At 68.3% G+C, this 12,081-nt stretch carries 10 protein-coding genes and 1 pseudogene; 5 read left to right on the top strand and 6 right to left on the bottom strand.

The genetic code is table 11. The features are described 5' to 3' along the window. Positions 1 to 2 precede the first annotated feature (2 nt). Positions 3 to 536 carry a PaaI family thioesterase gene (locus ACFX43_RS07860; RefSeq protein ID WP_378819109.1) on the top strand — a complete coding sequence of 178 codons (534 nt, stop codon included), beginning with the start codon at positions 3 to 5 and terminating at the stop codon, positions 534 to 536. A gap of 19 nt (positions 537 to 555) precedes the next feature. Here ACFX43_RS07860 and ACFX43_RS07855 read toward each other — a convergent pair whose 3' ends face one another. Beyond that, positions 556 to 1,110, bottom strand: a complete 555-nt coding sequence (locus ACFX43_RS07855) for a hemerythrin domain-containing protein (RefSeq protein WP_378819106.1) — start codon at positions 1,108 to 1,110, stop codon at positions 556 to 558. Positions 1,111 to 1,178: 68 nt separating this feature from the next. Beyond that, positions 1,179 to 1,577 carry a DUF5709 domain-containing protein gene (locus ACFX43_RS07850; RefSeq protein ID WP_378819104.1) on the bottom strand — a complete coding sequence of 133 codons (399 nt, stop codon included), beginning with the start codon at positions 1,575 to 1,577 and terminating at the stop codon, positions 1,179 to 1,181. 124 nt (positions 1,578 to 1,701) lie between these two features. On the opposite strand from ACFX43_RS07850, the gene ACFX43_RS07845 reads away from it, so the two are divergent. Together ACFX43_RS07845 and ACFX43_RS07840 are read left to right on the top strand one after the other, a co-directional pair. Then, positions 1,702 to 2,982 carry a cation:proton antiporter gene (locus tag ACFX43_RS07845; RefSeq protein ID WP_378819102.1) on the top strand — a complete coding sequence of 427 codons (1,281 nt, stop codon included), beginning with the start codon at positions 1,702 to 1,704 and terminating at the stop codon, positions 2,980 to 2,982. A 154-nt stretch (positions 2,983 to 3,136) separates the two neighbouring features. After that, complete coding sequence (locus ACFX43_RS07840; RefSeq protein WP_378819099.1) at positions 3,137 to 4,636, top strand: MFS transporter; 1,500 nt, start codon at positions 3,137 to 3,139, stop codon at positions 4,634 to 4,636. Positions 4,637 to 4,666: 30 nt separating this feature from the next. Here ACFX43_RS07840 and ACFX43_RS07835 read toward each other — a convergent pair whose 3' ends face one another. Further along, positions 4,667 to 5,302: an isochorismatase family protein gene (locus ACFX43_RS07835; RefSeq protein WP_378819096.1), complete on the bottom strand. Its 636-nt coding sequence runs from the start codon at positions 5,300 to 5,302 to the stop codon at positions 4,667 to 4,669. 108 nt (positions 5,303 to 5,410) lie between these two features. On the opposite strand from ACFX43_RS07835, the pseudogene ACFX43_RS07830 reads away from it, so the two are divergent. Continuing rightward, positions 5,411 to 6,283, top strand: a pseudogene (locus ACFX43_RS07830) (GlxA family transcriptional regulator); the annotation flags it as partial. A 47-nt stretch (positions 6,284 to 6,330) separates the two neighbouring features. Here ACFX43_RS07830 and ACFX43_RS07825 read toward each other — a convergent pair. The 3 genes from ACFX43_RS07825 to ACFX43_RS07815 all read right to left on the bottom strand — a co-directional run bounded on the left by ACFX43_RS07825 (position 6,331) and on the right by ACFX43_RS07815 (position 11,139). Continuing rightward, on the bottom strand, positions 6,331 to 8,658 hold the full coding sequence (locus tag ACFX43_RS07825; RefSeq protein WP_378819093.1) for an FdhF/YdeP family oxidoreductase: 2,328 nt from the start codon (positions 8,656 to 8,658) through the stop codon (positions 6,331 to 6,333). 23 nt (positions 8,659 to 8,681) lie between these two features. Then, on the bottom strand, positions 8,682 to 10,478 hold the full coding sequence (locus ACFX43_RS07820; protein ID WP_378819090.1) for a BCCT family transporter: 1,797 nt from the start codon (positions 10,476 to 10,478) through the stop codon (positions 8,682 to 8,684). 130 nt (positions 10,479 to 10,608) lie between these two features. After that, positions 10,609 to 11,139: a RidA family protein gene (locus tag ACFX43_RS07815; RefSeq protein ID WP_378819087.1), complete on the bottom strand. Its 531-nt coding sequence runs from the start codon at positions 11,137 to 11,139 to the stop codon at positions 10,609 to 10,611. 265 nt (positions 11,140 to 11,404) lie between these two features. Between ACFX43_RS07815 and ACFX43_RS07810 the strand changes: the two genes are divergently transcribed. Further along, positions 11,405 to 12,079 (top strand): GntR family transcriptional regulator, encoded by a 675-nt coding sequence (locus ACFX43_RS07810; RefSeq protein ID WP_378819086.1) that lies wholly within the window; start codon positions 11,405 to 11,407, stop codon positions 12,077 to 12,079. Positions 12,080 to 12,081: the final 2 nt, after the last annotated feature.

The raw sequence follows: 12,081 nt of genomic DNA, 5'->3' as shown, positions 1-12,081 counted from the left end.
CCATGACCCAGACCACGACCCAGAACACGACCTCCGAGCAGTCCCGAGAGGTGCGCGAACGCACCTACTCATGGGCCGACCCACAGCTCTTCGCCACCGCCGCCCGGGAGCTCGACGGGCTCGACTTCTTCAAGCAGCTGGGAGACAGCGAGCTCCCGCCGCCCCCGATCAACGCGACCCTCGGCATGGCCCTGGTCGAGGTCAGCGACGGCCGGGCCGTCTTCGAGCTCACGCCCGAGGAATGGCACTACAACCCCATCGGCACCGTGCACGGCGGCATCCTGGCGACCCTCGCCGACTCGGCTCTCGGGTGTGCGGTCCACACCAAGCTGAACGCGGGCACCGGCTACACATCGCTCGACCTGACCATCAAGTTCACCCGCGCAGCCACGCTCGACAGCGGCACCCTCACCTGCGAGGGCCGCGTCGTGACCATCGGACGCCGCGCCGCGACGGCCGAAGCCGAGATCACCGACAAGACCGGCCGCGTCATCGGTCACGCGATCGCGACCTGCCTGATCATGGCGGGGAGCTGACCGCTTCCGCGGCCGCGCGTCAGCTGTCGGCGTGCTGATCGAGCGTACGCCGCAGGGCCTCCTTGTCCTTGTCGCCAACGGGGATGTCGGCATTGGCGGCCTGGCGGCGCAGCTCGTCACGGGTGATGTCCTGGGGCATGTCGCCGAGGTGCTCCTGCCGGCTCTTCAGGAAGGCCTTGCCCAGCTCGGCTCGGCGGGCGTCGTCGAGACGGTCGCGAATGCCCGGCAGCACGGTGCTCTCCTCCTCCTCGACGTGATGGGAGACCGCCTCGACCACCTCCGCCAGCTTGTCGCCGTACTCCGCTGAGTAGGGGTCACATTCGCTGAGCTCGGCGAGGAGGCGATCCGCCAGCAGGTGCTCCTCCTGGCTGTGCGCGACGTCCTCGGCCTCACCCGCCTCGTTCCGGGCGGCCGGGTAGACCTCGGCCTCCTCGGCACGGCTGTGTGCGGCCAGGAGCGTCACCAAGATCGGGGTCAGCCCGGCTCGTACGTCCGGTTCTCGCTGAAGCTTCTCGAACAGGCTCTCCACCTCGCGGTGGTCCTGCATGATCAGGTCGGTCACGTCTTCGGACACGGGAGTTCTCCTCTGCACTGAATGGGATCCGGCCCTTCACCGGTACCCCCGAAGGCGCAGACTCAGCCTCAGTCGGGAGGCTCGTCGACGATGTGCACCGCCGCTTCCTCGGCCGAGGCGCCGGCACCGTCGATGCCTTCGTCGTGTCCGATGAGCTTCCCCTCGTCGTCCTCGCGCACACCCTCGTCGGGACTGGTGAGCCGACCGGAGCGGGCCTCGCCCACCTCCCCGGTCACCGGGCCGTCCAAGATGTCGGCGTCAGCCTCGGCCTCGGCCTCCTCCCAGACCTCCGGCTCCTCCTGAGCGCGCCGTTCGTCGATGGTCTCCCCCTCGATCTCCTCCCGCGGCGTCACACCCTTCGCGGTGACACCCCGCGGCCGCTCGGGCGGCGAATAGCCCTCGTCCAGGACATCGTCGACACCACGGTCGTCAAGCGTGTCCTCTGGCTGAAGCTGCTCTCCACTCATGACTCGACCGGTAACCCGCGACCCGACCACCCATGCTCCGCGGATGGGTGGTTCGTACGTAACCTGGTTGAGGAAGGCTGGCCATGGGCAAACCTGCAACGCGACGAATCGGGGCGATGTGGCTATGACTGCCGACCTTGTCTACGTAGTGGTCGGTGCCAGCCTGTTGCTGGCCATCGTGCTTCCCGACCTCCTCAACCGGTGGGCGATCTCGGCTCCGATGGTGCTGGTCGGGGTGGGGATGCTGGTCGGGCTCACGCCTCTCCCCGACGGTCTGCCGCTGGACCCGCAGGCCAACCGCGCCGCGATCGAGCACGGCACCGAACTGGTCGTCATCGTGGCTCTGATGGGTGTCGGCCTGGCGATCGACCGGCCGCTCGAGATCCGCAACCCGAGGACCTGGCGCCGATGGTCGCCGACCTGGCGGCTGCTGGCGATCGGGATGCCGGTCACCATCGCCATCATCGCGGCCCTCGGCTGGGCCATCGGACTGGCACCAGCCGTGGCGGTGCTTCTGGGCGCTGCCCTGGCACCCACCGACCCTGTGCTTGCCTCCGACGTCCAGGTCGCCGGCCCGCAGACCGGGGACCACGAGGTCGACGAGCACGACGAGCTCCGGTTCACCCTCACCTCGGAGGCGGGCCTGAACGACGGCCTCGCCTTCCCGTTCGTGTACATCGCGATCCTGCTCGCCACCCAAGGAGCCGTCTCGAACTGGGCTCTGGAATGGGTCGGCTTCTACCTGGTCGCCAAGATCGTGATCGGCGTCCTCGCCGGGCTGGTGGTGGGGAAGGTCCTCGCCTACATCGCGTTCCGGTCCAGCAGCCGGTCCCTGCGCGTGGCCGAACGGGGCGAGTCGCTGCTCGCCCTCGCGGCTCTGATCGGGTCGTACGGCGTCGGCGAGGTTCTCGGCGGCTACGGGTTCCTGTCCGTCTTCGTCTGCGCCATGGCCTTCCGTTCGGCCGAGCGTTCACACGACTACCACGCAGCCATGCACGAGGTGGCCGAGCGGCTCGAGCGCCTGCTGACTCTCTTCGTGCTGCTCGTTCTCGGGATCGCGCTCACCCGAGGCCTGCTCGACGCCCTCGACTGGCGCGGGGTCGCCCTCGGACTGGCCCTGATCCTGGTGGTCCGTCCTGCGGCGGGGATCCTGGCCCTGGCGCCGTGGCCTGGCCGAGGCGAGCGCACCTCGCCTCTGACCCGGCACCAACGCTGGGCTACGGCGTTCTTCGGCGTCCGCGGGGTCGGTTCCGTCTATTACCTCGCCTACGCCGCCGGGCAGGACGAGGCTCTGGCGCAGGACTGGCTGTGGTCGACGGTCGCCTTCACCGTCGTCGCCTCGGTGCTGATCCACGGAGTCCTCGCCACGCCGGTCATGGCACGCGTCGATCCCGCCCGGGGATGACCACGAGGTTCGTACGTCAGGCAGGGCCGCCTTCGCCGCTGTCGACGGGATCATCCCTACTGGGGGAGGACACGGCCCACCGAGGCGGCCACCGTGGTTCCTGCGGTTGACGCATGGCGTCCCGTAGTCGTCCTGACGAAGGTGAGGGGTTCCGATGAGCAGCACCGGGGTGGCGAACCGAGCAGGTGGTGTCCTCCTCGTCACCTGTCTGTCGACTCTGGTGGTCAACGCCAACACCTCGGCGGTGAGCATCCTGCTCCCCGCCATCAGCGCAGATACCGGCATGGATGTCACGACGCTGCAGTGGGCCGTCACGGGCTACTCGCTGGTGGGTGCCGCGACCATCGTGACCTCCGGCTCGCTGGGCGACGTGTTCGGCAGGAAGCGCATCTTCCAGCTCGGTCTGCTGCTGTTCATCGCCTCGTGCGTGCTGATCGCCATCTCCGACTCGGGTGCAGCCGTCATCGCCGGGCGGTGCATCCAGGGCGCAGCCGGGGCGACGATCCTGGCCTGTGGCCTCAGCCTGCTGACGGTCGGCACACCTGAAGAGGGCAAGCTGCGGGCGGTCTCGCTCTGGGGCGCGGCGGCAGGCGTGGGTGCTGCGGCCGGGCCGCTGCTCGGCGGTGTCCTGGTCGAGCTGACGAGCTGGCAGGGACTGTTCTGGCTCGACGCCGGCGTCGCGGTGGTGTGCATGGCGATGACCGCACGCATGGTGACCGAGTCCCGCGACGAGGACCGGCCACGTTCGATCGACGTCGGTGGCAGCGTGCTGGTCGCCGCCACCCTCACCCCGATCATCCTGGCGCTCAGTGAGGGCAGTGACTGGGGGTGGACGTCGTTGGCCACGCTCGGGTGCCTGGCAGTGGCCGTGGTGTCGGGAATCGCCTTCGTCGCGGTGGAGAAGCGGGTGGCCGTCCCCATGCTCGACCTGGCCCTGCTTCGCAACAGGGTCCTGGTCGCGTCCACGATCGCCATCCTCATCGGCGCCGGCACCATCAACGCGCTGATGTACCTGGTGAGCCTCTACTTCCAAGACCCGAGCACGCTCGGGCTCAGCTCGCTGCAAGCAGGCCTGGCGACACTTCCGGCCACCGCCGGGCTCGTCGCGGTCGCTCCCCTGGTGCCGCGGGTCGCGGCGCGGTTCGGCGGCCGCCCAGTGGTCGGAGCCGGCTTTGCGATCACGGCGATCGGCTTCGGCTGGATCGGCTTCGTCGAGGGCTCGTGGGCGTACGGCGCGTTCGTGCTGCCACTCGTCGCGGCGGCGGTCGGGATGGGCCTGTCCAACGGACCCGCGACGTCGGCCTCGACAGCGTGCGTCTCGGCAGCCCAGGTCGGGGCGGCCTCGGGTGTCTCCAACATGGCACGCTACGTCGGCGCGGCCGTGGCCACCGCCCTGGCGGCGACGATCTACGGCAACGTCATCGCCAGCCAGACGGCTGAGGGCCGGTCCAACGTCGACGCCCTGTCCTCCGGCCTTGCCGCCGCGTCCTGGGTGATGGCGGTGTTCAGTCTCGCCGGCGTCGCGATGGCCGTGATCATGGGCCGTCACCGGGTCGCCCAGGGCACCATGGCCGACTCGGGCGCTGCGGCCGCGGCACACACGCACACCCTGCCGACCTCGGCCACGCCCACGTCAGCCGAGAGGACACCGTGACTCCGCAACGGCACGTCCGCCGCCGAGTCCTCAGCCGGCGAAGGCCGCGCGGCCCTGCATGGCGGAGGTGCCGAGGTCGCTCTTGGCGAGCGGCTTCTGGGCAGTGACCGCTTCCGTCCAAGCCGCGGTGGTGGCGACCGCGGCGAAGTTGGAGTGCAGGAGGACGAGCAGGTTCTGGTGGAGCTGGTCGGCCGAGACCTTGCCGGCCTCGTTGGCCAGGTGGATGGCGCCGCTCGCGTCGGAGAGGATCTCAGCGGCCAGGCCGAGCTCCTCGGCGCCCACCGCCGTCGCGATGTCGCAGTTGTTGGTCATGAAGCCGACGATGGTGATGGTGTCGACGCCCTGCTCGGCCAGCCACGCGGCGACGTCGGTGCCCGCGAAGACGCTGCTCTTGTCCTTGGTCACGCGCTTCCAGGACGGCTTGACGCGCCGCTCGATCTCGGGGTGCAGGGTCCAGCTGTGGCTTCCGACAGCGAAGACCGGAGAGTCCTCGGGCAGCCCGTGCCGGACGACGACAACGGGAAGGTCCTCGCGATCGGCGACGTCGAGCGCGGCCACGATGTTGGCGAGCGCCTGCTCCCGGTCTGGGGACTGGATCTGCAGGATCCCGTCGAAGTACTCCTGCTGGACGTCGACGACGATCAGGGCGCGGCGGGGCGTGGTCATGACTGGATTCCTCTGTTCGGGTGGCGTTGGCCTTCCCCTTCACTCTGGCCGCTGTGAGGCGCTACCGTGAGTGGCACAAATGACGACTTACGATGAGATCGGGCCAGGATGCGCATCGCCGTACACGCCTTCGACGGCATCACCATGTTTCACCTCGCCGCACCCTTGATGGTCTTCGGCGAGATCGGCCGCCTGGGCCTGGCCGAGGGATGGGATCCCGTGGTGTGGACCGAGGACGGGCGCGGCGTACGAACGGCCGAGGGGCTGCGAGTCGACGACGTCGCGGGCCCCGATGTCGTCGAGGACGCGGATCTCGTGGTCCTGCCGTCGTGGCCGAGCGACCTCCCGCCGGCCAGCGCCGCTCTGACCGGCAGGATCCGCGCCGCGCAGACGCGGGGCAGTCGCATCGCAGGCCTGTGCCTGGGCGCGTTCCCCGTCGTCGACAGCGGGGTCCTCGACGGAAGAGATGCCGTCACCCACTGGGGCGCGGTCGACGAGCTCGCCCGCCGGCGGCCGGCCGTCACCGTCACCCCGGCTGCGCTCTACCGCGACCACGGCGACGTACTCACCTCAGCCGGCACGGCATCGGCCATCGACGCCTGCCTCTCGATCGTACGCACCCACCTCGGCTCCACCGCGGCAGCCACCGTGGCCCGCCACCTCGTGGTCGCACCCCACCGCGAGGGCGACCAGGCCCAGTACGTCGACCGCCCCATGCCGGCGCCCGGTGGCGTGGGCGACCTCGGGCCGACGATCGACTGGGCCCTCGCCCACCTCGACGAACGACTCCACGTCGACGACCTGGCAGCCCATGCCCGGATGAGCCGGCGCAACTTCACCCGCCGCTTCGCCGAGGTCACCGGCACCACGCCCGCCCGATGGGTTCTGACCCGCCGCCTCGACGAAGCGCGTCGTCTTCTCGAGACCACGACCTGGCCCATCACCCGCATCGCCGAGGCGTGCGGGTTCAGCAGCGCCGTGACGTTCCGGCAGAACTTCGCCACGGCTTTCGCGACGACGCCCACCTCCTACCGCAGACGGTTCGCACCCTCTGCCGATGCGGCCATCTCCAAGCGCACCACGACGCCCTTCGAGGTCGGGGTGTTGCTGCCCTCTGCGACGCTGTCGAGCGGCACGAGCACGTTGGTCTCCGGATAGTACGCAGCCGCCGAACCCCGGCTCGCCGGATAGGCCACCACGGTGAAGCCCGCGGCGCGCCGCTCGACTCCGTCCTCCCAGACCCCGACGATGTCGACGCGGTCACCGTCGGCCAGACCCAGCTCGGCGATGTCGGCCGGGTTGACCATCACGATGCGGCGGGCGTTGTGGATGCCGCGATAACGGTCGTCCATCGCGTACGGGATGGTGTTCCACTGATCGTGCGAGCGCAGCGTCTGCAGGATCAGATGACCCGGCGGGGCCTGCAACCACGTCAGGTCGTTGCGCGTGAAGACGGCCTTGCCGCTCGGCGTGCGATAGACACCGGAGTTGACCGGGTTCGGGAGAACGAACCCCGTTGGATTCTTGATCCGCTCGTTGAAGTCCTCGAATCCCGGCACCACTCGGGCGATCCGATCACGGATCCGGCCGTAGTCCGCCTCGAAGTCGGCCCAGCGGATGCCGTACCGGCCGCCGATCGTGGCCTGTGCCAGGCGCGAGATGATCGCCACCTCGCTGAGGAGCTGCTCCGAGGCGGGCTGGAGCTTGCCGCGGGTGGCATGCACGGAGCTCATCGAGTCCTCGACGGTGACGAACTGCTCACCGCTGGACTGGACGTCGACGTCGCTGCGGCCCAGCGTGGGCAGGATCAGCGCGGTCTCCCCGACGACCGTGTGCGAGCGGTTCAGCTTCGTGGAGACCTGGACCGTCAAGCGGCAGTTCCTCAACGCGGCCTCGGCGACGTCGCTGTCCGAGATCGCCCGGACGAAGTTGCCGGCGACGCCCATGAAGACCTTCGCCTTCCCGTCTCGCATCGCCCGGACACCGTCCACCGAGTCGTACCCGTGCTTGCGCGGTGGGTCGAACCTGAACTCGGCACCCAGCGCGTCGAGGAAGGAGGCGGGCATCTTCTCCCAGATGCCCATCGTCCGGTCTCCCTGCACGTTGGAGTGACCGCGGACCGGGCAGACCCCGGCCCCGGGCTTGCCGATGTTGCCCCGCAGCATGAGGAAGTTGACCACCTCGCGGATCGTCGGCACCCCGTGCTTGTGCTGGGTCAGCCCCATCGCCCAGCAGACGATGACCGAGCGGCTGGCCAGCACCTGCTCGTGGACCGCCTCGATCTCCTCGCGGGTCAGACCGGTGGCCTCGAGCGCAGCCTCCCAGGTGATCGTGCGGGCGTGCTCGGCGAAGGCGTAGAACCCGGTCGTGTACTCCGCGATGTACTCCCAGTCCAGCACTCCGCCACCTTCGGCCCGGTCGGTCTCGAGCAGACGGCGGTTGAGCATCTGGAACAGCGCGAGGTCGCCGCCCGGGCGGATCTGCAGGAACTGATCCGCGATCTGGGTGCCCCGGCCCACCACTCCGCGGGCCTTCTGCGGGTTCTTGAACCGCATCAGTCCCGCCTCGGGAAGGGTGTTGACCGCGATCACCTTGCCGCCCCGCTGTTTGGTCTCCTCCAGCGCAGAGAGCATCCGCGGATGGTTCGTGCCCGGGTTCTGGCCGACCACGAACACCAGGTCCGCGTTGTAGATGTCTTCGAGCTGGACACTGCCCTTGCCGATCCCCAGCGTCTCGCTGAGCGCCGAGCCGCTCGACTCATGACACATGTTCGAGCAGTCGGGCAGATTGTTGGTGCCGAACGCGCGGGCGAAGAGCTGGAGCAGGAACGCGGCCTCGTTGTTGAGCCGGCCGGAGACGTAGAACATCGCCTCGTCGGGAGAGTCCAGGGCGTTGAGCTCCTGAGCGATGGTGTGGAACGCGTCCTCCCAGGTGATCGGCTCATAGTGCGTCGCACCTGGCCACTTGACCATCGGCTCCGTCAGCCGGCCCTGCTGGTTGAGCCAGTAGTCCGACTTGCCGTCCAGCTCCGAGACCGGGTGACGCGCGAAGAACTCGCGCGTCACCCGGCGCGACGTCGCCTCGTCGGCGATGTGCTTCGCACCGTTCTCGCAGTACTCGTTCCGGTGCCGGTGACCCGGCTCGGGCCACGCACACCCCGGGCAGTCCATCCCGTCGGCCTGGTTGAGGTTCAACAGCGTCAATGCCGTACGCCGCACCGATGTCTGCGTCAGCGAATACTCGATCGCCTTCCGCACCGCCGGCACGCCGGCGGCCCAGGTCTTCGGCTCGGTGACACTGAGTGCCTCCACCGGCTCTTCCACGGAGTACGCGCCGTCCGCGTCTCGCTTCACCACACCCGTTCCCTTCGCGACTCGAGCTAGCTGGCCGACCTGGGCAGCTCGGCCTCCTCGTCATCGGCAAATCCATCGGCCAGTTCATCGGCCGATTCGTCGGCGGGCGCATCGGGATCACGGGAGACCCGGATGACGAAGTCGTCACCGTGCTCCGAGACCCCGTAGACAACAGCCTGCTCGACGGCCTTGGAGGCGTACTGGGCGCGTACCACGAGTGGGTCCTCCCGAAGGTCCTTCACCAGCGATACGCACAGCCCGACCATGACGACGACGAACGGGACTGCCGCGACGATGGTGATGGTCTGCAGGCCGCTCAACGCGTCGGAACCGCCGACCAGCAGCATCACTGCAGCGACCGCGCCCGTGGCGACTCCCCAGAAGATCACCGTCGGCCGCCCCGGTTCGATGGATCCGCGCTCCGAGAGCGTGGCCATGACGATCGATGCGGCGTCCGCTCCCGAGACGAAGAAGAGCGCAACCAGGATCATGACCACGACGCTTGCCACCGTCGCGAACGGGAACGACTCGAGGGTCGTGAACAGCTGGGTCTCGACGCCGCCCGCGCCGGCGATGTCCACGCCACCCAGCTGCAGGTCGAGAGCCGCTCCGCCGAAGATCGCGAACCAGGCCAGGCTGACCAGCGACGGAACGAGGAGAACACCGGTCACGAACTGACGAATGGTGCGGCCGCGCGAGATCCGGGCGATGAACATCCCGACGAACGGCGTCCACGAGAGCCACCAGGCCCAGTAGAAGACCGTCCAGCCCGACAGCCAGGTGGCGGTCGCAGACCCTTCGGCCGAGGTTCGCGCCGACATCATCGCAACCTCTTGGAAGTAGCTTCCGACGGTTGTCGGGACCAGGCTGAGGATGAACACGGTCGGACCGGCCACGAAGACGAACAGAGCAAGCCCGACGGCGAGCACCATGTTGATGTTCGAGAGCCACTGGATCCCCTTGGCGACGCCTGTGACCGCGGAGAAGACGAACCCGACCGTGAGGACGGCGATGATGGCGACCAGGACGCCGTTGCCCGTCCTGCCGAGCCCGCCGACGATCTCGAGACCGCTGCGGATCTGGAGCGCGCCCAGGCCGAGCGACGCGGCCGACCCGAAGAGCGTCGCGAAGATCGCGAGCATGTCGATGATCTTGCCGCCGGCGCCATGGGCGTGACGCCCGAGAATGGGCTCGAACACAGAGCTGATGAGCAGACCGCGGCCCTTTCGGAAGACGCTGTAGGCGATCGCCAGCCCCACCAGGGCGTAGATCGCCCATGGGTGGATTCCCCAGTGGAAGAGGGTCGTGGCCATGGCCGTCTGGATCTTCTCGGACTGACCATCGCCGACAGCGCCCGGCGGAGGTGCGACGAAGTGACTGACCGGCTCACTGACGCCGTAGAAGATCAGGCCGATCCCCATTCCGGCGCTGAACATCATCGTGATCCACGAGACCGTACGGAACTCGGGTTCCTCGCCGTCCCGGCCGAGCGGGATGTTCCCGAACTTGCCGAAGGCGAGCCACAGCACGAAGCCGACGAAGGTCGATGCCGCGGTGACGAAGAGCCAGCCCAGGTTGGCCATGACCCAGGACAACGACTTCCCTGAGACCGACGCCAGCGACTCCGTGCTGACGAAGCCCCATGCCAGGAAGCCGATCGCGATGACCGCGGTCACCCCGAAGACGACACGATCAAGACCACCGGCCTCCTTGGCGGGCTCCTCAGGAGGACAGTCGAGGGCCGGATGGGTTCCGTTCTGGCCGACGGATTTGTGGCGCGGCGCTACCGGGGAAAGGTCTCCGCTACGTGCAGAGGATCTCATGACGCACTCCGATCAAGAGCTCTTGGGATGAGCAGCATCTGTCGGTGCCATAGAGGCTCCGGGTGGCGGCACGACAGTGGGGCGCTACGCGGTCAGACGCTGATATACTAGTTACCTTATATGTGATGCATCACACAAGGCAAGGGTCGATCTCGACGACGAGCTCGACCTCTACAGGGGCATCCAGGGGCAGAGCCGAGACGCCGATCACGGAGCGCGCATGTCGCCCCGAATCGCCGAACACCCGGCCGAGAAGCTCCGAGGCACCATTGGCGACCAGGGCCTGCTCCGCGAAGAAGGTGCCGGAGGCGACGTACACGACGACCTTGACGATTCGCTTCACCCGCCCGAGATCGCCGATCTCCGACTTGATCGCGGCGAGCGCGTTGAGCACGCACCATTGCGCACAGGTCTGGCCGTCGGCGACGCCGAGCGCGTCACCGACCCTGCCCGTGGCGAGAAGCTCGCCATCCCGGATCGGCAGCTGCCCCGAGGTGAAGACGAGCGTTCCCGCGCGCACCGCGGGAACAGGAGCCACCGCGGGCGCGACATCACGAACAGACAGGCCGAGCCCGGCCAGCACCACGTCCTGCCCCGACACAACCGCACTGGAACCCCGAGGGCTCAGCAGCCGCAGCACCCGGCCCGAACGATCCGTCATGCCCTGACACTATCACTGATATACTAGTTGTCGTTAGTGCGAATTTTAGAGAGCTGGCGCACATGCACGACATTGCCCCCGCGGGTCGTCACCGTCCATTCGACAGCTCAGGACGAGTACACCGAAACAGGCTGGAAGGCCGAGCGCCTCCTGCGGGTGTCCGGCACGCCGTTGCGATGTAACTGATGTATCAGACTAAGATGGTAAAAAGCGGCAGCAGATCTGATGCCAACGGGCCGGAGCGGACAAGTGGGGCAAGGACTCAATGACAGTTGACGAGATTCTGGCAGCGACGGCGAATCCCCCCGCCACCTCGCTCGCCGATCAGGCCTACCAGTACATCCGTGAGCGCCTGGTCATGCTCGACATCCGCCCGGGGGCGCCGATCAACGACGGCCAGATCGCCGAGGCGATCGGCATGGGGCGCACTCCCGTCCGCGAGGCGATCAAGCGCCTCGAGGCCGATCACCTGGTGCACTCCTTTCCGCGCCGCGGCACCTTCGCCACGACCATCGACGCGACCGAGCTCAGCGCGATCGCCGAGATCCGGCGCCAGCTCGCGCCCTACGCCTCCCGCGCCGCCGCCGAGCGCGCCACACCGCAGCAACGTGAGCAGATGCGCGACCTCGCGGCCCAGATCGGCAAGGGCAAGCTGGCCGACGGCGACCGCACCGCGCTGATGCAGGTCGACAAGGCCGCTCATGGCCTGATCTACCGGTCCAGCGGCAACGCCCACCTCGAGGACATCCTGATCAGGTACGACAACCTCGCCATCAGGATCTGGTGGATGGTGATCGACCGCCTGCCCGACCTCGCCCACCACGTCCTCGAGCAGGCGCAGCTCCTCAACGCGGTCGCAGACGGTGATGCCGACCGCGCCGAGAAGCTCACCCTCGAACACATCGGCAGCTTCGAGCGCGAGATCCGCCAGGTTCTCTGACG

It is taken from the genome of Nocardioides sp. YIM B13467 (genome assembly GCF_042788075.1).
Classification (GTDB): Bacteria; Actinomycetota; Actinomycetes; order Propionibacteriales; family Nocardioidaceae; genus Nocardioides.
Note: the sequence above shows the minus strand (reverse complement) of the source record. Positions and strands in the feature narration are given on the sequence as shown.

Coding starts and splice junctions, on each gene's coding strand:
- ACFX43_RS07820 (WP_378819090.1), bottom strand. CDS start 10,478: ATGAGATCCTCTGCACGTAGCGGAGACCTTTCCCCGGTAGCGCCGCGC.
- ACFX43_RS07810 (WP_378819086.1), top strand. CDS start 11,405: ATGACAGTTGACGAGATTCTGGCAGCGACGGCGAATCCCCCCGCCACC.
- ACFX43_RS07835 (WP_378819096.1), bottom strand. CDS start 5,302: ATGACCACGCCCCGCCGCGCCCTGATCGTCGTCGACGTCCAGCAGGAG.
- ACFX43_RS07850 (WP_378819104.1), bottom strand. CDS start 1,577: ATGAGTGGAGAGCAGCTTCAGCCAGAGGACACGCTTGACGACCGTGGT.
- ACFX43_RS07860 (WP_378819109.1), top strand. CDS start 3: ATGACCCAGACCACGACCCAGAACACGACCTCCGAGCAGTCCCGAGAG.
- ACFX43_RS07845 (WP_378819102.1), top strand. CDS start 1,702: ATGACTGCCGACCTTGTCTACGTAGTGGTCGGTGCCAGCCTGTTGCTG.
- ACFX43_RS07840 (WP_378819099.1), top strand. CDS start 3,137: ATGAGCAGCACCGGGGTGGCGAACCGAGCAGGTGGTGTCCTCCTCGTC.
- ACFX43_RS07815 (WP_378819087.1), bottom strand. CDS start 11,139: ATGACGGATCGTTCGGGCCGGGTGCTGCGGCTGCTGAGCCCTCGGGGT.